The sequence below is a fragment of the Leeuwenhoekiella sp. CH_XMU1409-2 genome (genome assembly GCF_037029365.1).
In the GTDB taxonomy this organism is placed as follows: domain Bacteria; phylum Bacteroidota; class Bacteroidia; order Flavobacteriales; family Flavobacteriaceae; genus Leeuwenhoekiella; species Leeuwenhoekiella blandensis.
This window is the reverse complement of the sequence record NZ_JAYMEI010000023.1, coordinates 1-23,233: the sequence shown is the minus strand read 5'-3', so window position 1 is coordinate 23,233 and position 23,233 is coordinate 1. Positions and strand designations below refer to the sequence as shown.

Below are 23,233 nucleotides of genomic sequence, written 5' to 3'. Positions count from 1 at the left end.
GTAGCCTGTAAGTTGATAAAGAAGTATACATAGAATTTTCACGAAATAATTATTATGTTAGAGGGCTTAAAGATTAATAATTCTAGACTCCTTTAATTATGAAAGGTTCAATTTTTGTGCTGTTTTTATTCGTTTTTGCTAGCATTTTTGCACAAAGCAAAGAAGAAGCAGCGATCATCAAGATTTTAGAAAAAGAATCGGCTACCTGGCGTTCTGGTGATGTTGAGGGGCACGCTAGCTGCTGGGCAATTAAACCCTATAGCCGTATTTTGATCTCTACCGGCGACGGACAAGTGATCGATCTGGATCCTCAATTGATGATCAACCCGCCGGAAGGGATGATGGGCTCGGGAGGAACTTCAGTCAATTCAAATTATAGATTTCACATTGACGGGAATGAAGCCTGGGTGAGTCACGATGAGCAATCAACCGCACCTGACGGAAGTATAAGTAAAACGGTAGAAATACGAATGCTTGAGAAAATAAAGGGTAGCTGGAAGCTTACAGGACAGTCTATACACGTAAAAAAGGATAGAACCCACTTAACAGCGATAGATTCCATACGGCTGAGCGATCCCTATATTTTGGCAGATGAAGCGACTCAAATGTACTATATGACGGGTACGGGTGGCAAGATGTGGAAAAGCAAAGACTTGGCCTATTGGGAAGGTCCGTTTGATGTTGTAGAAACCGATCCCGACTCTTGGATGGGACCCAAACCTATGATTTGGGCGGCAGAATTACATCAATACAAAGACAAGTATTACGATTTTGCCACTTTCACCAACAGGGCGGTGAAGATAGACACGGTCGACGGCAATGTGATCGAACGGCGCGCGAGTCACATTTTAGTTAGTGATTCGGCTTTTGGGCCATACAAACCTATGGAAGACGAGACGTATTTGCCTGCAGATATGCCCACTTTAGATGGAACTTTTTGGGTAGACGAAGATGGGAAGCCTTATATGGTGTATTGTTATGAATGGTTGCAAAATGGAAACGGAACCATAGAAAAAATAGAACTGAAACCCGATTTAAGCGGTTCGGTAGGGAATGGTGAATTGTTATTTAAAGCCAGCGCTTCTCCCTGGTCACGCGAAAAAGACAAAGACGGAAATGATAAACCTAATAAAGTTACTGATGGTCCATTCTTGTTTAAAACCGCAACCGGAAAACTAGGAATTTTGTGGACCAGCTGGATCTATGATGAGTACGTTCAAGGTGTTGCCTATTCTGAGAGTGGCACTTTAGACGGGCCTTGGATTCAGGAAAAAGATCCTATTACGCCGCGCAATTATGGTCACGGTATGTTGTTTAAAACTTTGGATGGCAAAATGCTTATGGCAGCACACAGCCACGCGGTAGTTAATGGAAAGTATCACAGAGTTCCGCATTTGTTTGAGGTAGACCTTTCGGGGGATAAACTCAAGGTTGTCGCACCTTATAAACCTTAACGTTTTATAAAACCCAAAAACGATTTGATAAACTCTTTTTTAGGCATACTTAAGATAATGTTCAAATCGTCTTTGAGGCTGCTTTCGCCATCTAGAAATCTAAAAATTGAAGCAACATCATTTTTTTGAAACATCTGTGTAAAAAGCGCAGCGCCCATTTCGTTTTTGCGATACAAAACATCGAGAAAAATCGAATCATACCAGCGGTAGCGATCGGCTATTTTAAACTGAGAAAAGTCGGTTTCTGTTTTTAAAAAATCAATTAGTTGTTCGGTACGTTTTAAGGTGTATGTAAAGGTGTAACCAGTGCTTCCACGGGTCCAGCCGCCGGCTGTACCTATGTGTAATACATTTTGAGTATTGTGTTGTTCAAAAGGATAGGCGGTCATCGGAATGCTGCCTTGCTCTGTTACCGTTATTTGATATTCTGAAGCGCCCAAGGCATCCATATAATCTTCAATCGCCGCTTCATATTCGGTTTTAGGAAGTAAGTTTTCAGAAAAAAGCGTGTATTCTACCAAGGCTTTATTTTTCGCCGTAGGCAAAACATACATAAAGCGGGTGTTACCTTTTTGAGGTATGGAGAAATCCATAAACGTAGCCACTTCAGACTCGAAAATGGACTCTTGAGTGCGCACTTCCCAACCTATAAAATGTTGTTGTAAAACAGGATATCGATTTTGATCGGTAAGTCTTTCCGCAGGAAGAATACTGGTAAACATTTTTGTCGCTGTGTATCGGGCCGTTTGCGTTTGAACCACAACCGAAGTCGGAGTTTCTATATGTGAAACATAGGTTTCCGTTTTAAAAATGATGTTTTTTGAAGACTGAAGCTTTTCAAAAAGGAATTGGTAAAAATCGAGTCCTTCAATTTTGTTGTAGGTGTAGTTGGTAAGGGGAATTTCAGCATCAAATCCTGTGCTTTTAAAACGAATTTTGCTCCATTTTTTGGAAATAATAGAATCCCACTCCCTCGTATCTTCACTCCAAAAACACCAAGTACGATCGTTCTTTGTTTTGTCTGACTTATCAAGAATTAAAACCGATTTATCTTTAAAAAAAGCATCCTGACTCATTCGATACGCCAGCATCAAGCCCGAAAGTCCGGCGCCGAGGATGATATAGTCGAAGTGATTTGAAGCATGTTCCATCTGTGTTTAAAACTAGGATTAAAAATGCGTCCCGGCAACGGTCTATTGGTTTAAATACTTCATTAATTCTTCTGAAGTGTAATATTCAAATACACGACGTTTCACTTTGAATTGCTCATCAAAAAATAAAGTAACCGGTAGTGAGAATGCGTAGTTTTCTCTAGAGCCTAACAGCGCCGCCAGTTGATGCACTGCATTGCGCTGGGTTTTTGCAAGCGGATTGGTAAACAACGTTCCATCAAAAATGATGGTGTCTGTAGTTTCAGCATTCATTCTGACTGCGTAAAAATCCTGATTGATTTTTTTTATTACTTCGGGCTTTGTGAAAACGACACGATCAATTTTTTTGCAATACGCGCACCAATCGGCGTAGAAAAATATCAAGGTTTTTTTTGGTTTTTCAGCTAAAGCAGACTCTAATTGTTCCCAGCTTAACCAATTGATTTGCTGATCGCTCTTTTGAGCAATAAGGCTTCCACAAGAAAGAAATAGAAACAGTAGCATTTTTTTCATAATAATCCATTTTGCCTGTGCGGCCCGCACTCAGAAGTTGCCGAAGCGTATTCCGAAGAAAAAGGTACGCGGTCGATTAGGACCATAGATGTAATCTGAATCTCTAAGCGGTCCTTGATCAAAATCGTTTTGATAGCTGTTAAACACATTTTGAACGCCCGTGCTCAGCTCTACGTGAAATGTATCTTTCACGTCAAGATGATAGGTGAGTTTTGGTGTGATATCAACAAAATCGGGCGTTTTTTCAAGCAGCATAAAACCGCTATCACTTATGACGTGCGGTGCGATCATACTGCCGGTATAACTCGCAGTGAGATCCAGTTTAAAGGCTTCACTCATTACCCAGTTGGCATTCAAAAAGCCGTAAAGATTGGGGGAGCGGGTAAATTCTGAAACGATGACATCGCGTTCTCCGGGAACAGTTCCGTCGCTTTCAAAAAGCACCTGATCTTCTTTATAAATTGATTTTTGGAAGGTCATTCCGGCTTGAAAATACAAGTCTTGATTGGGGGAGACGGTAAGTTCAATGTTGGTGCCGGCGACATAGGCACCGCTTCCGTTACGGGATTCATCAAGAATGGCGCCGTTGGGCAGTGAAGCGCCCGTGCTTACCAAAGTGAACGGGTTTTGCAAAGAGGTATAAAAGCCTTCGATCAATAGCGCGGTTTGTGTTTTGTTGAAGTCTTTGGTAAAATTTAGCGAGGCGGTGTAGGCATTAGAAAACTCACTTTCCAGGTCGTCACTTAGAATCGCAAAGCGCTGCGCGCCGCCAACGGAGCTGATGTGCAGATCTTCATTAAAAGCTTGTGGCGCTCGAAATCCACGTGCGTAGCCTCCTCTAAATTGCAAATCTGCTGTAATGTCAAAAAGCACCGTAATACGCGGACTCAAAACGGTCTCTGAAACTTGAGAACGGCGCTCAATATCTTGAATGCTATAAAACCCATCTACCGAAATATGATCGAGTCTTGCCCCAAGTAGGGTCGTGAACGCTTCAATAGGTTTCCACTCGTACTGACTGTAAAGTCCGACGCTGTTCACACGTTGATCAACAATGCGATTATAACCGGGAATCGCATCTTCGGTATTGTTCAATTGATATTCCAGTCCGCTGGTTAAAACATCATCGTTAGCAAACGTATAACTGAATTTTGCTCCTGAAACCAACGCGAGATCTTTAGTGTTTCCAAAGGCATTGTTGGCGGCGACAGAATCTGCTGCTGTTCTTCCACCTCCCAAACCGCCGTAATAGCTGACACGATCGGTATGTTGTATAGAAGCATAGGCTGTAAAATTAGTGGTGCGCTCGTCATTGTATAACTCATAATCTGCGCCGGCAAAAAAGGTGTTGTGGTCGAGTTCTTCAGTAATATCTGTGAATTGTGGAGCGAGATCCACGCGGTCCCCGCCGCGGCGGTATTCTTTGATCGCGGTAAGGTCTAAACCTATTTTGCTGTTATCATTGGGGCGGTAAAAGGCTTTTGTACCAAAAGAATGGTTGGTGAGTTTGGTGATTTCGCTAAAGCCATCACCATTCGCATCATAGGTGTCCCGATCGCGGTACATTCCAAAAAGGGTAACGCCGGTGGTAAGATCTTCACTTACGATCGAGGTGTTGAGGTTAAGGCTTCGGTCTGCGGTTGTTCCATCGATGAGTGCCAGGTTGCTGTTCACTTCCCAGCTGTTGTTGACGGGTTCTTTAGTAATGATATTTACGGTTCCTGCAATCGCATTAGAGCCAAAAAGCGCCGAGCCGCCACTGCGCACAACTTCTACACGATCTATGATGCTCACCGGAATTTGCTCTAAGCCGTAAACGCCGTTGAGCGCGCTAAATACCGGTCGGCTATTGACCAAAATTTGCGTGTACTGCCCTTCTAAACCGTTAAGGCGCACTTGCGTAAAACCACAATTTTGGCAGTTGGTTTCTACCCGAACGCCGGGTTGATAATTCAAACCATCGGCAAGCGAGATCGACTGTGTAGCTTTAAAAAGTTTGGGGCTCAAGACTTTTACGATAACCGGAGCTTCTTTTTTACTGATGTGATTGCGCGTGGCACTGACCACAACTTCTTCCAGACCCAAAAGATCCTCTTGAAGGGTGATCTTTAAAACTGAATTTTTATAAGCCGAAGGCGTGATCGTTTGGCGTTGGGTTTTAAAACCTACTGCCTGAACTATCAAAGTCACTGGTTCCTGCTGTAGTTGCAGCTGAAAGTTTCCGTCTTCATTTGCAGAAGCACCCGTTGTAGTTCCGCTTACGAGAATAGTTGCAAACGGAATGGGATTGGTTCCGTCTGAAACGCTTCCTGAAAGCATCACGTGTTCTTGTGCTTTTAAGAAGAAAGGACAAAGAAGCAAAATAAATACGTACTTAACAGACATTTAAGGTTTTTAAAAATTAAAGTTTAGGCAAACCTAAAAAATATATTTGATAAATTTGGTGTATTATTGTGGTATAATTAAAAAGCAGTATGACTTTTTCTGAAGAAAACTATTTAAAATCGATATATACGTTACAAAAAGAGCATCCTAAAGGAGTGAGTACTAATGTGTTGTCGAAGTATCTTGACACAAAACCGGCTTCAGCAACTGAAATGATCAAAAAGCTGGATGAGAAGGGGTTAGTACATTATCAGCCGTATCAAGGTGTTATTTTAAAAGATTCCGGAGCGGTTTCCGCATTAAAAGTGATTCGTAAACATCGTTTGTGGGAAACTTTTTTGGCTAATAAACTCGATTTCAGTTGGGACGAGATTCACGATGTCGCCGAGCAGTTGGAGCATATCAAATCGGATAAACTGATTCGGGAATTGGATAAATTTTTAGGTTATCCCAAGCACGACCCGCACGGAGATCCCATTCCTGATGAAGCAGGTAACATTGCAAAGCTAGAGAAGAAACGCGTGTCGCAATTGCAACCGGGGGATACAGGTACGTGTATTGGCGTAAACGATACTTCCTCCTCGTTTCTTCAGTTTTTAGATCAGCAAAATATACGTCTGGGCAGTGTTCTTGAGATCGTTAACATTCAAGAGTTTGATAAAAGTATGACCGTGCGCATAGATGATCGCGAACTCTTACTTTCCCAAATCGCTACAGAACATATTTATGTGCGCATTTAAATTAACCAACTTCACTATTTAGAATTGTAAATCCTATGAATGATATAATCAACTATTTTGAAACTTTGGACCCGGTTTTAGGAGCGTTTTACGCGACACTCTTTACCTGGGGTGTGACTGCTTTAGGAGCTGCGCTCGTGTTCTTTTTTAAAGGAATGAACAGGGCATTATTTGATGCTATGTTGGGATTTGCCGGCGGTGTGATGGTCGCGGCAAGTTTCTGGAGTTTGCTTGCGCCCGGTATTGAAATGAGTCCGGGTGATGGGTTTGTTAAAGTGATTCCTGCAGCGGTGGGCTTTGCTTTAGGAGCTGCATTTTTATTTGGTCTTGACAAGGTTTTGCCGCATTTACATGTCAATTTTAAAGAGGAAGATAAGGAAGGAATTAGGAGTCCTTGGCACAAATCGGTACTGCTTACGCTGGCGATCACGCTGCATAACATCCCAGAAGGTTTAGCTGTGGGTGTTTTGTTTGGAGGTGTGGCGGCAGGATTTGACGGCGCAACTATTGGAGGTGCCGTGGCTCTGGCAATAGGTATAGGTTTACAAAATTTTCCCGAAGGTTTTGCGGTGGCGATGCCCTTACGCCGACAAGGATTCAGCAGGTGGAAAAGTTTTAATTATGGGCAGCTTTCGGCAATTGTAGAGCCTATTGCAGCGGTCGTAGGCGCCTATGCGGTGATGACGTTTCAGCCTATTTTACCTTATGCGCTTGCTTTTGCAGCAGGGGCGATGATCTTTGTAGTGGTCGAAGAAGTAGTTCCCGAAACCCAACAAGGAAATCATACCGATATTGCAACGATGGGCTTCATAGGTGGCTTTATCTTGATGATGACGCTTGATGTAGGGTTAGGATAATTTGCAACAGATTGAAATAAATACGTCTTTATAGTAAACGCATTATTTATGAAAACCGTCGTATTTATTTTAATCAGCCTCATAAGCTTTACCGTCTCTGCCCAAATTAGCATCAAAAAACAAGACAGCATTGTTGCTGAAGAACCGGTTAAAGTACCGCAAATAGTAGTGAAAGTTCCGTTTGGGGAACGGGTTACTTTTGGTGATGTTGAAATCGAACTTACAAAAGTGATCGACTCACGGTGCCCAAAAAATACAACCTGTGTTTGGGCAGGCGAAGTAGTGGTAGAAGCTTCGATCTTTAAAGATGGAAAACCTATTGAAACCCGAAAAGTGAATTTGAACAGTCCGGCAAAAACGCTTTTTAATTCTTCAGCTCAAGAATTGATGGGGCATTCTGTTTCACCTTATCCCGACGTATCTCAGCCAAAAATCAAGCAGGAAGATTATGTGCTTAATGTGGTTTGGAGTCTTTTTTAACTTAATGACAACCGCAGTTATCGCTTCCGCAGGATTTATCATTAGATTTTCCGCCTAGAAAGGCCGGCTTCCAGATGTATTTGGTTACCAGATATCCTACGGCAAAAAGAAAGATCAATACGACTAAAATATTCTGTATCATAACTTTTAAATTATAAGTTGATAAGCAACTAATGCTACAACATAAGCAAAACCACTCATAACTACAAGTTGTAGTATCGGCCACTTCCAGGTGTTGGTTTCGCGTTTAACAATCGCGAGTGTACTCATACACTGCATGGCAAAGGCATAAAACAGCAGCAGGGAAATCCCGCTGGCAAGATTGAATAAAGGTCCGCCAAGAATAGGATTGACCTCACCTGCCATTCGGTTTTTAATGGTTTCCTCTTCATCGCTTCCCACACTGTAAATGGTTGCGAGCGTTCCCACAAATACCTCACGTGCCGCAAAAGAACTCACAATAGCTATACCAATCTTCCAGTCGTAACCTAAAGGTTGCACAACCGGCTCGATGGCTTTACCCATATAACCTATGTAACTATACTCGAGCTTTTCTGAAGCAATATGTTTGTCTAGTTCGCTTTCAGGAAACTCGCCGGCTTCCATTCGCGCGATGCTGTTTTCTTCAGCATTAGAAAAAGCGTCGCCCGGCCCGTTAGAGGCTAAAACCCACAGTACGATAGAGATCGCTAGAATTATTTTTCCGGCACCAACGACAAATGATTTTGTTTTTTCGATGACATTATAGGCTACGTTTTTGAATAACGGCAACTTATAATTGGGCATTTCAATAACAAAAAAAGTACGGCTCTTTATTTTTAAAATTCGGTCTAAAATCCAAGCCGAAAGAATGGCAGTTCCAAAACCGATGAGGTACAAGAGCATCAACACTAAACTTTGCAGATTGAAGATGTACAACACACGCTCGTCAGGGATCACAAGCGAAATGATAATAAGATATACCGGTAAACGCGCGCTACAGGTCGTAAATGGCGTAACCAAAATCGTGATAAGACGTTCTTTCCAGTTCTCAATATTTCGGGTGGCCATAATCGCAGGAATGGCGCAGGCAGTTCCCGAAACGAGAGGCACAACGCTTTTTCCGCTAAGACCAAAACGACGCATAATACGGTCCATCAAAAAGACCACACGACTCATATAACCGCTTTCTTCGAGTAACGAAATGAATAAAAATAAAAAGGCAATCTGCGGAATAAAGATCACAATACCGCCAAGACCCGGGATGATTCCTTCAGAGATCAAATTGGTAAAAGCACCTGGAGGCATCGTGTTGCGCACCCATTCACCCATCGCGGCAAAACCTTCATCGATCAAATCCATAGGATAAGAAGACCAGTCGTAAATCGCCTGAAAAATAAGGAGTAAGATGGCAAAGAAAATGAGGTAACCCCACACCTTATGCGTAAGCACACGATCTAAGCGGCTGCGTAAATCTTTGGCCGCCAGATGATCTATGCTTAAGGTTTCTTTTAAAACACCGTTGATAAATTGATAGCGTACGATGGTTTCTTTTTGCTGAAGCCGCTTAAGATTTGATTTACTTTCGGTTTGAAATGTGCTGATGCTTTGCATCTCATTTCTGTCGAGTTTACCAAAATTCACATCTTGGGTGATCACCAACCACAGTTTATACAAATCTTGCTTTGGGAAAGCTTTGCGCAAACGGTCAAAATATTCCGGAGCGATCACCGAAGCGTTTACACAAGGTTCTACAGAAAGATTTTTGTAATTGCCAATGAGTTCTTTCAGCTTATCAAAACCGGTATTCTTACGCGAACTTACCAGCGCAATTTTGGTTTCTAGGCGCTCCTCAAGTTTTTCAATATCAAGACTTATGGCTTTACGCTCCATACGATCGGCCATATTGATAACCAGAATCGTGGGGATGTGTAAATCTTTGATCTGGGTAAAGAGGAGTAGATTCCGTTTAAGATTTTCTACATCAGAAACTACAACAGCAACATCAGGATAGTCTTTGTCGTTTTTATTGAGAAGCAGTTCAATGACCACATTCTCGTCAAGCGAACTCGCATTAAGGCTGTAGGTTCCCGGAAGGTCAAGAATGTGCGCTTTAACTCCGCGTGGCAGTTTGCAAATACCTTCTTTCTTTTCAACAGTAATTCCCGGGTAGTTTCCTACCTGTTGTTTAAGACCGGTCAACTGGTTAAAAACCGAAGTTTTACCGGTGTTAGGATTTCCTATAAGGGCTACATTGAGCTGTTTACTCATGAGTGAGCTTTTCTACAGTGATATGACTCGCAGTCTCTTTACGTATGGCAAGATGGCTGCCGTTAATATTGAGGTACATCGGGTCTTTAAAAGGCGCGATTTGTACCAGTTCTACTTCGTTGCCGGGAAGGCAACCCATTTCTAAAAGCTTTAGAGGAACCATGTTTAAGGTAAACTCTACAATAATGGCTTTCTCGCCGCGCTTCAAAAGATCTAAGGAAGTAGTCAATTTATTTAGATTGAATTTAAACAAGGCAAAAGTAAACGAAAACCAACAGATGCGAAAAGATTTTAGCTACAAACTGCCTTAAAACCGAAGGTTTAAGAGTTTTCGTCACCTTCAATCGCTTTTAGAATAGCAATATCTTCTAAAAGATCTTCAATAGCTTCAGGATTGGTACCGTCATAATAGCCGCGAATGCGTTTTTTAGAATCGATGAGCATAAAATTTTCGGTATGAATCATATCATATTTACCGCCATCGCCCTGAGTTTTTACAGCGAGGTAGCTCTTTCTGGCAAGGTCATAAATCTCTTTTTTAGGACCGGTTACAAGATTCCATTTGGAGTCATTCACGCCCTTTTCTAAAGCATAACGTTTAAGCTGAGCAACAGTGTCGGTTGCAGGGATCACCGTATGCGAGAGCAATTTAACCGAAGGATCATCTTTCAACTTTTCCTGAATTTGAACCATATGCTCGGTCATAATCGGGCAAATGGTCTGGCAGGTGGTAAAGAAAAAATCGGCTACATAAATCCCGGGATAATCATCCTGAGTGATGGTTTCTCCATTTTGATTTACCAATTCAAAATCGGCTATTTTATGGTATTTTTTTACAAACTGAACCGTGCTGTCTACAAGCGTATTATCTACCATAGTTGGTTGATAGATCGGAAGACTGGGCGCCGGTTGCATTAAGGTGTAAAAGGTGTAAAGTATAACTGCGGAAAGAATCGCCATCACGATGGCAAACTTTTTGTATTTAGCAAAAAACTGAAGCATAACGCGTGTTTTATGACTGCAAAATTACGGTCTGAAACCTCGGTAACAAAGCCGGAAGCCTTTAATCTTTGCGATTTAACCAAAGCGGTGTGACGCAAAGTTTTGAATGCGGAAGTAAAAGGTTACTTTTGTGCACTTTTTAATCGTGGTGCGATCATCATAAGTTAAACTACCCTTAGGTAGAATTACTGATGATAAGCTCCTGTTGAAAGTTGTTTTTGCTACTAATAAGGCGGTGGTTAGTTGCCACTAGTTAGATAAATTTTTTATGGATCCATTTTTTGTAAAAGGAGCTCAGTTGTTTTTGAGCCTTTCACTATTAATAGTACTTCACGAGTTTGGGCATTTTATTCCTGCCCGTCTTTTTAAAATACGCGTAGAAAAATTCTTCCTCTTTTTTGATGTTAAGTTTTCGCTTTTCAAAAAGAAAATAGGCGAGACCGTTTATGGGATAGGTTGGCTTCCGCTTGGAGGTTATGTGAAGATCGCCGGGATGATCGATGAGAGTATGGATAAGGAAGCGATGGCACAAGAGCCTAAGGAGTGGGAATTCCGCTCAAAACCGGCCTGGCAGCGTCTTATTGTGATGATTGGTGGGGTAACCGTAAATATCATTCTTGGTTTTTTTATCTACATAATGATCATTGCCTATTACGGTAATCCGGTGGTAGGGCCTGAGCAAATGCCTGACGGAATTGAGGTTTCTGAAGGATTTAAAGAATACGGTTTTAGAGACGGAGATCAGATTCTGGCGGTTAATGGAGCGCCTTACGAAAATAATCTGGCGATCAATCGCGATATGATGTTGCGCGATGTGAATACAATTACTGTAGCGCACACTGACGGAAGCGAAGAAACGATCACTATTCCGGAAGATATCGGGACCAAAATGTTTCAGTCTGGAGAGACTGATGCTCTAACTCCTTTGATTAAACCGGTATTGGATAGTGTTGTTCCTGAATCTGCAGCGGCAAAAGCCGGACTTAAAAAAGGGGATGTGCTTACTCAAATTAATGATGAAGCAATCAATACCTGGACTGATTTTAAAGCGCGTAAAGAAGAGGGCGTTACCGAGTATGCCGTGACCTATTCTCGTGATGGGCAACTGGCAAACACTACCGTAACCTTAGATGATGACGGAAATTTTGGGGTGTATCCTAAAGCCAATTACAAATCAAAAGTGGTTAAGTATTCTTTTGGAGAAAGTATTGCTAAGGGAATCAATCACGGGTATTGGAAGTTGCACGACTACGTGGCACAGTTTAAATATGTGTTTACTAAAAAGGGTGCGTCTCAAGTAGGTGGTTTTGGTGCGATCGCGGGATTGTTTCCAGATACCTGGAACTGGTTATCATTTTGGGAAACCACGGCTTTTATTTCGATCATACTCGCGTTTATGAATATTCTACCAATTCCTGCTTTAGATGGTGGGCACGTGATGTTCTTATTGTATGAGATTATCACCGGAAGAAAGCCGAGCGATAAATTTCTAGAGTATGCACAGATGATAGGGTTCTTCTTGCTAATTGCCTTAGTATTATACGCTAACGGAAATGACATTTACCGCTGGATTACCGGTAGCTAAGCCAAAAAATACGACGATAAAAAATCTATCAAATATTTTTTAAAATTAGTTTTGTGGGTTTAAATAGTTGTGTATATTTGCATCCGCTTTCAGCAAATAAGCGAAGCGTTCTTTAAGGCACAACAAAAACAGAAGTATTGCGATACCCTGTGTGACTTTAAAAATTGAAAGATTAAATTCCTCCTTAGCTCAGTTGGTTAGAGCATTTGACTGTTAATCAAAGGGTCCTTGGTTCGAGCCCAAGAGGGGGAGCAAAATTAAGCCTTAACTACTTGTAGTTGAGGCTTTTTTGTTTGTAGATGGTTTGTTTAGTACCACAATCTTATCCATTAAAAGGCCGAATACACGCTATACGTACAAAACAGAATAACAAACCCCACGACTCCTTGAAGCAAGGTGCCTAAGGTGTGTTTGCGGTAGGCTTCTTTTACCGGCATTTCTCCCAGTTGACTTACGATCCAGAAATACGAATCATTAGCGTGCGATACGGTGAGAGATCCTGCTCCGATGGCTAGAATTACCCATACTTTGCCCAGTTCAGAATCAAAACCTAATGCAGGAAGCAACGGCAGCATTATAGAGCTTATGGTGATGATCGCGACGGTAGAAGAACCTTGAGCCGATTTGAGTAAAGCGGCCAATATAAAAGGAATCGCCAAGCCCAATCCATTACTAAAAGATTCTAAATTGATCCCTTCGGTAAGATTTGCGGTTTGAATAACGGTTCCCAAAGCGCCACCCATCGCTGTAATCAAGAGAATAGGAGCAGCTTGCTCCATTCCTTTTTTAATAATTTCAGAAATATCTCGTTGTTGTTTTTTACAGATGCTGAAGGCAACTAATACACCGGCTAGAAGGGCAATGGCAGGATCTCCCAGAAATAGAAGTATATCGATGAATAGATTGGAACCTTCAAAAAACAGAGGGATGATTGAAGCTGCTGCCATTAGTACAATAGGAAGTGCCAAAGGCCAAATGGCTGCTGAAAATGAAGGAAGATCGGTGTTTTGATCAAAATAGGTTTCCAAATTGTTGCGATCAAATGCATCGTGCTGATTGCTTTTTCTGAAGAAATAATACGAGAAAAAGGCACCGATAAGCATCAGTACAAGACCAAAAATTCCGCCTGCTAAAAGCAACAGGTATAAATTTTCGAGCTGAAGATTGCCCGCAGCTGCCAAAGGTCCCGGAGTTGGTGGCACCAATACGTGAGCCGAAAACAATCCGGTGGAAAGCGCAACTGTTAAGGCGTTACGTCTGGCGGTATTGTTGAGCGCTAGTTTTTTGGTTAACGGAGCTAAAATAACAAAAGCGGCATCACAAAAAACCGGGATCGAAACGAGATAGCCCAAAGCACTTATGACAAAAGGTAAGGGTAAAATGGTGAGTTTTTTAATGATGCCTTTAGCAATGGCAGTTGTGGCATTGGTAGTTTCTAGCGCCACGCCAATCCACGCGCCAAAAAGAATCAGCAGTCCTATATTTTTAAACATTGCGCCAAAACCCGTGCTTATCGTTTCCGGGATTTCTTCTAATGGGATCTGAAGAAGAAAGGCCAGGCCTAAGGCGCTAATAAGCAATACGAAAAAGGGATGCCAGCGCAGGTAGCTTGTGCCCACGATGATCCAAATAACAACAAGTAAAATATAGAGTAGATCGAGGCCCATAGTTATAGTTGTGTTTTTAAATGGTGTGCAACCGCATTTTTAAGCAACTCAAAAGCATTGGTCTTTGCGTATTCCAAAGCCATCGTTTCTGTTTTAATGGCAATGGCTTTAGTGATTCCGGCGGCAGTTAAAACATTTTGATCTGCCTGAACGCTTCCGGCAAAGAGGTAAAGCGGTTTATTGTGCTTACGAGCCAATTCTGCGAGTTTGAAGGGCACTTTACCGTACTGACTTTGGTTATCGGTTTTTCCTTCTCCTGTGATGATCAAATCGGCTTGTTTTACGCGTTCTTCTAAGTTTGCCAATTTGCTGAGTAATTCAAAGCCGGGTTCAAGTTTGCTGTTGAAGAAGCCGTACATTCCGGCGGCTGTTCCTCCTGCAGCGCCACCACCGGCAATGCTTGTAATCGTTCTTCCTGTTTTTTGCTGAATGATTTGCGCTAGATGTTCGGCGCCTTTTTCTAGGGCTGTGACCTGCGCCGGAGTAGCACCTTTTTGCGGTGCATAAATAGTTGCTGCCCCCGTTGCTCCAAGTAGCAAGTTAGAAACATCACAGGCGACCGTAAGTTGTGCCGATTCGAGCTCGGGTATGAGGTGGTCAAAATCTAAACCAGCTACAGTCCCCAAATGCTCCCCGCGGGCCTGAATAGCATTTTCTGCGTGGTCTAAAAGTTTTCCGCCTAAAGCGGTAAAAATGCCTGTTGCGACATCATTAGTTGCGCTTCCGCCTATTCCCAATAGGATGTTTTTAAACCCATTTTCTAAGGCATGCTTCAGCTGTAATCCGGTGCCAAAGGTTGATGTGAGCATCGGATTCTTTTCTGCATCTTTTAAAAGCGCGATTCCCGATGCTTGAGACAATTCGATCCAGGCAGTTTTTCCATCCTCAAAACCGTAATAAGATGCGCTTATAGAGCGACCCAGAGGATCCTGAGCATCACAAGCAATCGTGCTTCCCAGATTTAACGCTTCAAAAAGTTCAAAAGCACCTTCGCCGCCGTCAGAAAAAGGCAACTGGTCTATTTGCAGCTTGGGATTTATCGTTTGGAGTCCTTCAGCAATAGCCCTACAAACTTGCGTTGCGGTAAGACTTTCTTTAAAAGAATCTGGAGCAATTAGAATTCTAGGCATGATAAGGCGATAGGGTTAGTTGTAGAAATTTAGCGTTTTTATTGGCGCCGCCAAAGGGTTTAATTCTCCGAGGCTTGCCCTGAAGTAGTTAGCTGGCACCGCCAAAGCGTATAATACCCAGATATTTGGCTCAAGGTAGTTTACTGAAATAAAAAATAAATGTAAAGTTTGCTTTACATTTAAAATATTACTTATCTTTGTCAAGTAAACTTTACATTAATCAAAAATCAAATAGTATGAATTCAAAATTAATCACATCAAGAAACCGGTTGGCAAAATGGTCTATGGCTTGGGTCGCCACTACTGCCTTAGTCACCTTTGGTTCTCAATTTTTATGGGAATCTCAAATTATTACAGGCTTAGCGATAATTTTAAGTCTTGCAGTAGGCGTGGGAATGGTGATGGCCAATCGTAAGTTTGTGAATGACGGTGATGAGTTGCAGCGCAAAATACAGTTAGAATCTATGGCATTGACATTGGGGCTTGCAGTGGTAGGTGGTATTGCATACTCCCAGTTAGACACTACAAACCTGATAAAACAGGATGCCGAAATAAGCTTTTTGGTGCTTTTTATGGGGATTACTTACATCCTTTGTGTATTCTTTAATGCGCGCAAGTACTCATGAAAAACAATATAAAAGAATTACGAGCGGCGTTAAAAATGACACAAAGTGACTTGGCGCAACAAATTGAGGTGTCACGGCAAACGGTGAATGCCATAGAAAAAGGTAAATTTGATCCCAGCTTACCTACAGCTTTTCGGTTGGCAGCGGTTTTTAACTGCAGTATAGAAGAGCTGTTTGTTTATGAATCTGAATCTTAATTCATGCGCGATAAAATCCTAAAGCATCTACCCAAAATCTTATCTGTACTCCTGTTAGCAGGATTGGTTCTGGCCTATTTTTTTATTCCGGAGGCGCAACAATTTTTTGATGAAGCCTGGAAGGTTTTATCTGGTGGCGACGAGCAAGAAATCAAGAATTGGATAGCTTCTTTTGGATGGGCAGGGCCTGTGGTGTTGATCCTGGCAATGATCGTACAAATGTTTTTGATCGTAATTCCTTCGGTTGCACTTATGGTCGTTTGTATTCTGGCTTATGGTCCGGTTTGGGGAAGTTTGCTCGTGGCATTAGCGATAAGCTGCGCCTCAACCGTTGGTTACTTTTTAGGTAGAAAATTAGGCGATGGGGTAGTTAAAAATTTGGTAGGTTCTTCAACCGAAGATAAACTTGAAGATTTTTTAAACGACTACGGGTTTTGGGCAATTGCAATCACACGTCTCAATCCGTTTTTATCTAATGATGCGATAAGCTTTGTAGGCGGTATTTTGAAAATGAATTACCTAAAATTCTTGGGAGCAACACTCGCCGGGATCGCACCGCTCACGCTTTTTATTGCCATTATGGGTGAAAGTTCAGACGGGTTAGAAAATGGGTTGCTCTGGGGGTCTATAGTGAGTGTGATTATTTTTGCACTGTATGTCTATTGGTCTAAAAGGCGAAAGAAAAGCAAAAAATAAATCCTGGTCTTAAGGCTAAAAATTCACCATAGCTTGATGAAAACGACTATAGCTAGTATCATTAGGTTATAAAATAGAAATTCTGAAAGAAGATAACCGGTAAAAAATCCTCTGAATCTTCCGGTATGCTGATTGGTGCCTTTAGGTGTTTCGACATAAAACGATTCAAAAGGCCAAAAACCATCTTGATCCTGCAAAAATTCCCCAACTTGTAACAACGAAGATTTAGTACCGGTCTCCTTATCTGTAAATAAAAATATTTCAAAAGTTGTACTTTCAGAAATAGCTTCAATTTTCGGGCTAAATTCAAAATAATTCACTCCATAGGCTATACAATTGAGTAATAGCAACACCACTGTAAGTCTTATTTTGTGAATTTTTCTCAAGTACTATTATTTTGTATCAAATGTATTAGCAAGACAAATACTGTATAAGGGGATTTTCCCCCAAATGACATTTTATTTTTTAAAGTGAGCGGTTGATTAAATTTGCAGGCTCACGGCTATGTGTTTTCTTTGCCAATAAGTTTATAAGTTCATGAGAAAGTTTTTTGCCTATCCCTTAAGCGTGATTTTTTATCTGGCTTTTGGTTTGACGATCGTAATATTTCATCCTGTACAATGGGTGTGCTATAATTGGTTTGGATATCAGGCGCATAAAAAAAGTGTAGACTATTTAAATTTCAGCATTTTAAAATGCTTGAACTTGCTGGGTACACGGTTTACTTTTGAAAACCCACATACGATTACGCGTGATCAACCTATTATCATTGTTGCCAATCATCAGGGACAATGGGATATTTCACCTATAATTTGGTATTTACGACGTTTACATCCCAAATTCATAAGTAAAATTGAATTGGGTAAAGGTATTCCCAGTATCTCGTATAATTTGAGAAAAGGTGGTTCGGCATTGATTGATCGCAAGGATAAGCGGCAATCTATTATGGCGATACGCGATCTTACTAAAACCTTGAATAAGACCAATCGCTCTGTGGTGATTTTTCCTGAAGGGACCCGTAGTAAAGATGGCATTCCTAAGCAATTTGCCACCGGCGGACTTATAACCTTATTTAAATTTATGCCTACGGCTATTATCGTGCCGGTTACCATCAACAATTCTTGGAAGCTGATGCGTTGGGGTGGTTTTCCTCAGGATATTGGAGTGCACGTAAAGCATACCGTTCACGAGCCGATCCCGGTTGCCGGGAATGATCCTGAAGAACTTGTAAAACGCGTACAGGATATCGTATTGGCCGATTTTCCTAGTGTTAAAGCGCATACGCGAAAATCAAAACTGATTTAAAAATGACCGAATCGTTAAAGCTAAACAAGTCTGATCTTCTCCTGATCGAAAAGACCAGCGCTTATGTAAAGAAGACTCTAGAAGAAGCCGAAGGAGGTCACGACTGGTTTCATACCTTGAGGGTGTACAAAAACGCTTTAAATATCGCTAAAGGCGAGACGGAAGCAGATGTAGTAGTAGTTTCTTTAGGCGCTCTGCTTCACGATATAGCAGATTCAAAGTTTTATAAGGGAGACGAGCAAATAGGTCCTAAAATGGCGCGTGAATTTTTACAATCTCAAAATGTTGCTTTTTCACGCCTAGAAGCTGTAGTGAAAATCGTCGCTAATGTTTCATATCGTGGCGGAAATCCTAAATCAGACTATTCAAGTATAGAACTCAAGATCGTACAGGACGCAGATCGTTTGGACGCAATAGGCGCTATTGGTATTGCCAGAACCTTCAATTACGGTGGCTTTAAAAACCGAAAACTATACAATCCTGCAATTCCTCCAAAACCCGATATGACTGCCGAAGAATATAAAAAGTCTGAGGCGCCTACCATCAATCATTTTTATGAGAAATTACTCTTGTTAAAAGATAAAATGCATACTGAAACTGCCCGTCAAATTGCTCAGGTACGTCACCAGTTTATGCTAGATTTTCTCGAGCAATTTTACGCAGAATGGGAAGGGAAAAAATAGCTTTTTTCAATAAGTATTTCGTTTTCAATAGTTTCAAACGTTTTTTGTCTATTTTAGAAGCGGCAATTGGCGCATAATGTGCCATTCTTCAATCAAAAAATGTTATGAGAAAAATTATCCTATGCCTTTGTTGGCTAAGTCTTTCTGTGGCCTGTTCCGAGGACAATCCTAATTTTGAAGAGGTCGAAAAAGAAAAACCAGAAGAAAATCTTCCTGAAGAACCAGAAGAACCAGAAGAACCCGAGGAGCCAGAAGAACCACAAAGTGAGTACGAGATCGCCGGCGAAGTAGAGCTATATAATGAGAGTTTGGCTGGCGACGGTTATGTACTCGTGAATGACGTAGGTTTTAACAGGGTGTATTTGATCAACAAGGACAAAGCTGAAATACGCCATGAGTGGGAACTTGAACGCGGAATAGGTAACGACGCTGAGTTGATTGAAAATTCAGAATTGCTCGTTAGTTTAATAGCGGATGACGTTTCTTTTAGTTTTGGAGGATATGGTGGTGTAGTGCAATTGGTAAACCCTGATAATTCAGTAAAATGGAGTTATATAGTAGCTACAGCATTTGAATTAGGGCATCACGATGTAGAGCGCTTACCCAATGGTAATATTCTGGTCTTAATTTGGGAAGGAAGGCCGCTTGATGAAGCGCAAGAAAGCTTTGGCTATGCCTATCAGGATGATGTGATTTATGCCGAAAAGCTTATAGAAATCAATCCTAATACAAACGAGATCGTATGGCAATGGAGTTCGTGGGATCATACCATACAAGATCTAAATCAAGACAAGCCGAATTTTGGAACAATCGCAGAACATCCGCAGTTGATAGATCTCAATTATCGGGATCCCTTGCGCGAGGCAGATAGCTTTAATGGCGATATTATGCACGCTAACGGGATTGCCTACGATGAAGAGCACGACCTTGTTTTTATGAGCGTCAATTTTTATAGCGAAGTATGGGTCATAGATCATAATACAACCACAGAAGAAGCTTCGGGTACTGCGGGTGATTTAGTCTATAGATTTGGTAATCCCGGAGCTTATAACAACACTGCAGGTGAGCGTTCCTTTTTCTATAATCACGGCGTAAATATGGTTCCGGAGTCTAATAATGTGATGGTTTATGCTAACGGCGGACTAGGAGGTGTTACACAATCTGTCGTTTATGAATTGCAACAACCGGCAAACTATGAGTTAAAAGCGGAAAGCGACAACGAACTTCAGGTGGTATGGAGTTTTACTGATGAAGATTTATTTGCGCCAAGAGTTTCTGGAGCCTATCGCATGAGTAATGGTAATACGCTCATCACCGAAGGAGATTATGGCTGTTGGGAGGTAACGCAAGACAAAGAAGTCGTTTGGAAATATGAAGGAACAGGTTTTACGTGGAGAGCTTATCCTTATGATAAGGATGATGAATTGTTAGAAGCCTTTGAATTGTAGTCTAAGTAAATAAAAAAAGCCCCTTGAAAATCTAATTTTCAAGGGGCTTTTTAGTTGTGCAGTTTTTAAAAGCTATCGCTATTGCATATGTTTCTTATGCTCGATATAATAATGCTCTAAGAGATTCATGGTTGCTTTAATGAGATCTTCAGTTTCTTGAAGAATGCTGAAGTAAAGCATAGTGTTTTTAGGACTAGAATCTGCACTGCGTGTACGTTCTACCTGCTTTTCAATTTTTTGAGAAACACTGTCAAGCAAATTTTGTTTTTCTTCAAGTATAGAAAGAAGATCATCAAAATTTTTGGCATTGAAGGTGTCTTCGATTTTAGAGAACAATTTCTCTAATTTTTCTTCTATTTCCTTAAGGTCTTTAAGCTGTGTAAACTTAAGTCCCTTATGGTTGTTGTTGAGGTGATTGTAGCTTGAGGTGGTAACAAAATCTATAGACTGCGTCACATCTTGTAAATAACCTAAAACATCAATATAAAAACGGCTCGCTTGAACGTGAGTTTCATCAAGATTTTTGATGAAGTAGTATAAGCTGTTACGCAACTCTTCAACTTCTGTATTGAGTTTGGCAATTCCTTTTTTACTCTTTTTCAGTTTACCAAGGTCAACTTTTGCAAGACCTTCTATGGTTCCTGCATATACTTTGCTTCCGCGTTTGAATGCTGAAGCAACATTGGTGGTACTTTCATTTATAATTCCCTGAATTGAATTACTCACCGCGCGCATAAGTCGGCCTTCTTCTGCTTCGGCTTCAGAGCGTTTTTTATGATTCATATAATTACGAACCAAAATAGCTACTGCAGCAGCAAAAAGTAAGAATAAAGCAATGCTTCCGCCTTTGTATAAAATAAAAGCCATTATCGCTGCGGCGGTAAATGCACTAAGCGCGGTCATAAACCAGCCTCCAATAACATTAAGAACCCCGGCAACACGGTAAACGGCACTCTCGCTTCCCCAGGCACGGTCTGCAAGCGAACTACCCATAGCCACCATAAATGTCACATAAGTTGTAGAAAGCGGTAATTTAAGCGAAGTAGCTACCGAAATAAGTACACTGGCAATCATCAGGTTTACCGAAGCACGTACCAAGTCGAAAGCCGGCATATCTATGGTTGCAACTCTTGAAGTAACTTTAGGTTTTGCAAAGCGTTTTTCGATCATTTTCTTAGCAGAATCTGGCAATACAGACATAAGACCTGCATTTACTTTCATTGCACTGCGTACGAGTGCACGCGATCCTGCATTTGCTTTAAAACGTTCTTGACCTTCGTCTTGACGGGATAGATCAACTGATGTTTTTACAACACGACGGGCTTTTTTAGAAAACCAAAGCGTTAGGATCATCACTAGACCTGCTGCAAGTAGTAAAAATGGCTGTGTGGGTACTTTTTCAGCAAGAGACTCCATAGTGAAGGTTGTTGCCGGTTCGCCACTTGCAAGCCAAATTTCATAAGAATTATAGGCAGCCATCGGAACCCCGATAAAGTTTACCAGGTCATTGCCGGCAAAAGCCATGGCAAGCGCAAACGTACCTACGACGATAACCATGATATAAACATTCAGTTTAAATGCTTTGATAAGGATATATGAAATAATGAACCAAGCGATAAAGCTTAAGCCGATAAAAGACATAACATTTGCATTGGCCCAGTCTAAGAATTCGCCTTGAACAAAATCTGCACTTTTAAGCCCTTTAATAATAATGAAGTAACTAATCGCAGCGGTCGCGATACCACTGAATGCTGCTGCATTCCAAGTTGGGCGTTTTGCAAAATTGAAGGTTAAAAGCAAGCGTGTAACAAACTGAACGAGGGCACCTACTGTAAAGGCAATAGCCACCGAAAGCAAAATACCCACGATAATCTCTATCGCTTTGTCAGAATTGATGTATTCACCTAGGTGCAATAACGTATCTGAGTTGCCTGATAGCTTGATGAAGGTCATGCAAAATGCCGCTCCAAGAAGTTCAAATACAATAGAAACCGTAGTAGAAGTAGGTAATCCCAGCGTGTTGAAAAAGTCCAGCAGTAAAATATCGGTAATCATGACTGCCATGAAGATGATCATGATCTCGTCAAAATAGAACTTTTCTGGAACGAAAATCCCTTTACGGGCAACTTCCATCATTCCGCTAGAAGAGAGGGCTCCAAAAGCGATACCAATACTTGCGACGATCATAATGGTTTTAAAACTTACCGCTTTAGAACCTATCGCCGAGTTTAAGAAATTAACTGCATCATTGCTTACGCCAACAACCAAATCTGCAATGGCGAGAATGGCCAGAGCGATAAGCATAATCAAGTATATATTATCCATAAAAGGGTCTGTCGTTTAAATGTGCAAATTTGAAATTTATTTTAAAGTTGAATGTTATGCAAAGGTTATAAGTATAGCTAGAAATGCTGTCGAAGATGCGGTATAAGGGTTAAAAAAACTAGAAAAAAGCTTGATTTTACGTTAAAATTAAAATTCAAGTAACTGAAAATAAGTTTATTATAATTTTAATGTTAACTCAATGTTACGTAAATGTTTCTTTATGTTTAATATTTTAATATATTTGTAAAGTAAAGTTTAACCCAAATACTGTTTATTATGAAAAAGTTACTTATTACCGTTGTCTTTTTGGGTGCTGTAAGTTTTGCAACAGCACAAGAGAAAAAGAATGTTTATGTAAAAGAAGGTAATTTAATTAAAGCAACTTTGTTTCACGATAATGGGCAGGTTAGTCAAAAGGGTTACTACACCGAAGATGGAAAACTTCAAGGCGAGTGGATCAGCTACGACAAGAATGGTATTAAAACCGCAGTAGCGAATTATGAAAAAGGAGAGAAAACCGGTAAGTGGTTTTTCTGGAATGACGACACCTTGAAAGAAGTAGACTATAGCCAGTCTCAAATTACCAGTGTTAATACGTGGAAAATTGAGGGCGAGCGTGTAGTGAGCAATGAGTAAACCTTCCGGTTTGTAAAAACAAAGTACTGAGTCGTCCTAAAATAGGTTGACAGTTTTTAAAAGTTTAAATCAATCCGGTGAAGCTAGCTTCACCGGATTTTTT

The 23,233-nt window shown here is 41.1% G+C and carries 23 protein-coding genes and 1 tRNA gene; 13 read left to right on the top strand and 11 right to left on the bottom strand.

Features of this window, described 5'->3' with window-relative positions:
- Positions 1–98 precede the first annotated feature (98 nt).
- Entirely contained in the window at positions 99–1,454 is a 1,356-nt protein-coding gene (locus WA338_RS17755; protein ID WP_272986422.1) for a glycoside hydrolase family 43 protein, read from the top strand.
- On the opposite strand, the gene WA338_RS17750 is transcribed toward WA338_RS17755, so the two are convergent.
- From WA338_RS17750 to WA338_RS17740, 3 genes are read right to left on the bottom strand one after another with little or no spacing between them, the layout of a single operon-like run.
- Complete coding sequence (locus WA338_RS17750; RefSeq protein ID WP_272986420.1) at positions 1,451–2,605, bottom strand: lycopene cyclase family protein; 1,155 nt, start codon at positions 2,603–2,605, stop codon at positions 1,451–1,453. The genes WA338_RS17755 and WA338_RS17750 overlap by 4 nt on opposite strands.
- Before the next feature lie 42 nt (positions 2,606–2,647).
- Positions 2,648–3,118, bottom strand: a complete 471-nt coding sequence (locus WA338_RS17745) for a thioredoxin family protein (protein ID WP_272986418.1) — start codon at positions 3,116–3,118, stop codon at positions 2,648–2,650.
- Between the two features lie 30 nt (positions 3,119–3,148).
- A complete protein-coding gene (locus WA338_RS17740; RefSeq protein ID WP_272986417.1) occupies positions 3,149–5,503 on the bottom strand; it encodes a TonB-dependent receptor in 2,355 nt (784 codons plus the stop codon).
- Positions 5,504–5,592: 89 nt separating this feature from the next.
- On the opposite strand from WA338_RS17740, the gene WA338_RS17735 reads away from it, so the two are divergent.
- The 3 genes from WA338_RS17735 to WA338_RS17725 are packed head-to-tail and all read left to right on the top strand — an operon-like array spanning position 5,593 to position 7,580.
- Positions 5,593–6,243 carry a metal-dependent transcriptional regulator gene (locus WA338_RS17735; protein ID WP_009781868.1) on the top strand — a complete coding sequence of 217 codons (651 nt, stop codon included), beginning with the start codon at positions 5,593–5,595 and terminating at the stop codon, positions 6,241–6,243.
- A 35-nt stretch (positions 6,244–6,278) separates the two neighbouring features.
- Positions 6,279–7,100, top strand: coding sequence for a ZIP family metal transporter (locus tag WA338_RS17730; RefSeq protein ID WP_009781867.1), 822 nt, complete (start codon positions 6,279–6,281; stop codon positions 7,098–7,100).
- 48 nt (positions 7,101–7,148) lie between these two features.
- The gene (locus WA338_RS17725; RefSeq protein WP_336094385.1) at positions 7,149–7,580 is read left to right on the top strand and encodes a hypothetical protein; all 432 of its coding nucleotides are present in this window, start codon (positions 7,149–7,151) and stop codon (positions 7,578–7,580) included.
- A gap of 1 nt (position 7,581) precedes the next feature.
- Here the strand turns inward: WA338_RS17725 and WA338_RS17720 are convergent, their stop codons facing one another.
- The 4 genes from WA338_RS17720 to WA338_RS17705 all read right to left on the bottom strand — a co-directional run bounded on the left by WA338_RS17720 (position 7,582) and on the right by WA338_RS17705 (position 10,832).
- On the bottom strand, positions 7,582–7,722 hold the full coding sequence (locus WA338_RS17720; protein WP_195891569.1) for a hypothetical protein: 141 nt from the start codon (positions 7,720–7,722) through the stop codon (positions 7,582–7,584).
- A 5-nt stretch (positions 7,723–7,727) separates the two neighbouring features.
- Positions 7,728–9,830 (bottom strand): ferrous iron transport protein B, encoded by a 2,103-nt coding sequence (gene feoB / locus WA338_RS17715; protein WP_009781865.1) that lies wholly within the window; start codon positions 9,828–9,830, stop codon positions 7,728–7,730.
- On the bottom strand, positions 9,823–10,059 hold the full coding sequence (locus tag WA338_RS17710; protein WP_040533023.1) for a FeoA family protein: 237 nt from the start codon (positions 10,057–10,059) through the stop codon (positions 9,823–9,825). Before WA338_RS17710 ends, feoB begins: the two co-directional genes overlap by 8 nt.
- Positions 10,060–10,151: 92 nt before the next feature.
- Positions 10,152–10,832, bottom strand: coding sequence for an SCO family protein (locus tag WA338_RS17705; RefSeq protein WP_009781863.1), 681 nt, complete (start codon positions 10,830–10,832; stop codon positions 10,152–10,154).
- Positions 10,833–11,100: 268 nt separating this feature from the next.
- On the opposite strand from WA338_RS17705, the gene rseP reads away from it, so the two are divergent.
- Both rseP and WA338_RS17695 read left to right on the top strand, forming a co-directional pair.
- Positions 11,101–12,417, top strand: coding sequence for an RIP metalloprotease RseP (gene rseP, locus WA338_RS17700; RefSeq protein ID WP_272986413.1), 1,317 nt, complete (start codon positions 11,101–11,103; stop codon positions 12,415–12,417).
- A 178-nt stretch (positions 12,418–12,595) separates the two neighbouring features.
- Positions 12,596–12,669 (top strand) — tRNA-Asn (locus tag WA338_RS17695).
- Between the two features lie 77 nt (positions 12,670–12,746).
- On the opposite strand, the gene WA338_RS17690 is transcribed toward WA338_RS17695, so the two are convergent.
- A complete protein-coding gene (locus WA338_RS17690; protein WP_009781861.1) occupies positions 12,747–14,084 on the bottom strand; it encodes a GntP family permease in 1,338 nt (445 codons plus the stop codon).
- 2 nt (positions 14,085–14,086) lie between these two features.
- Positions 14,087–15,214, bottom strand: a complete 1,128-nt coding sequence (locus tag WA338_RS17685) for a glycerate kinase (protein WP_009781860.1) — start codon at positions 15,212–15,214, stop codon at positions 14,087–14,089.
- 236 nt (positions 15,215–15,450) lie between these two features.
- On the opposite strand from WA338_RS17685, the gene WA338_RS17680 reads away from it, so the two are divergent.
- The 3 genes from WA338_RS17680 to WA338_RS17670 are packed head-to-tail and all read left to right on the top strand — an operon-like array spanning position 15,451 to position 16,733.
- Positions 15,451–15,840 carry a hypothetical protein gene (locus WA338_RS17680; protein WP_009781859.1) on the top strand — a complete coding sequence of 130 codons (390 nt, stop codon included), beginning with the start codon at positions 15,451–15,453 and terminating at the stop codon, positions 15,838–15,840.
- Positions 15,837–16,037: a helix-turn-helix transcriptional regulator gene (locus tag WA338_RS17675; protein ID WP_009781858.1), complete on the top strand. Its 201-nt coding sequence runs from the start codon at positions 15,837–15,839 to the stop codon at positions 16,035–16,037. The genes WA338_RS17680 and WA338_RS17675 overlap by 4 nt, the downstream gene beginning before the upstream one ends.
- 3 nt (positions 16,038–16,040) lie before the next feature.
- Positions 16,041–16,733, top strand: a complete 693-nt coding sequence (locus WA338_RS17670; protein WP_009781857.1) for a TVP38/TMEM64 family protein — start codon at positions 16,041–16,043, stop codon at positions 16,731–16,733.
- 23 nt (positions 16,734–16,756) lie between these two features.
- Here the strand turns inward: WA338_RS17670 and WA338_RS17665 are convergent, their stop codons facing one another.
- Positions 16,757–17,119 (bottom strand): hypothetical protein, encoded by a 363-nt coding sequence (locus tag WA338_RS17665; RefSeq protein ID WP_009781856.1) that lies wholly within the window; start codon positions 17,117–17,119, stop codon positions 16,757–16,759.
- A 151-nt stretch (positions 17,120–17,270) separates the two neighbouring features.
- Between WA338_RS17665 and WA338_RS17660 the strand changes: the two genes are divergently transcribed.
- The 3 genes from WA338_RS17660 to WA338_RS17650 all read left to right on the top strand — a co-directional run bounded on the left by WA338_RS17660 (position 17,271) and on the right by WA338_RS17650 (position 20,169).
- Entirely contained in the window at positions 17,271–18,038 is a 768-nt protein-coding gene (locus WA338_RS17660) for a lysophospholipid acyltransferase family protein (protein WP_009781855.1), read from the top strand.
- Positions 18,039–18,040: 2 nt separating this feature from the next.
- Entirely contained in the window at positions 18,041–18,721 is a 681-nt protein-coding gene (locus WA338_RS17655; protein ID WP_009781854.1) for an HD domain-containing protein, read from the top strand.
- Between the two features lie 104 nt (positions 18,722–18,825).
- Entirely contained in the window at positions 18,826–20,169 is a 1,344-nt protein-coding gene (locus WA338_RS17650) for an arylsulfotransferase family protein (protein ID WP_154648977.1), read from the top strand.
- Between the two features lie 78 nt (positions 20,170–20,247).
- Here the strand turns inward: WA338_RS17650 and WA338_RS17645 are convergent, their stop codons facing one another.
- On the bottom strand, positions 20,248–22,494 hold the full coding sequence (locus WA338_RS17645) for an inorganic phosphate transporter (RefSeq protein ID WP_009781852.1): 2,247 nt from the start codon (positions 22,492–22,494) through the stop codon (positions 20,248–20,250).
- A gap of 276 nt (positions 22,495–22,770) precedes the next feature.
- Between WA338_RS17645 and WA338_RS17640 the strand changes: the two genes are divergently transcribed.
- Complete coding sequence (locus WA338_RS17640) at positions 22,771–23,130, top strand: toxin-antitoxin system YwqK family antitoxin (RefSeq protein WP_009781851.1); 360 nt, start codon at positions 22,771–22,773, stop codon at positions 23,128–23,130.
- The last annotated feature ends 103 nt before the right edge of the window (positions 23,131–23,233 follow it).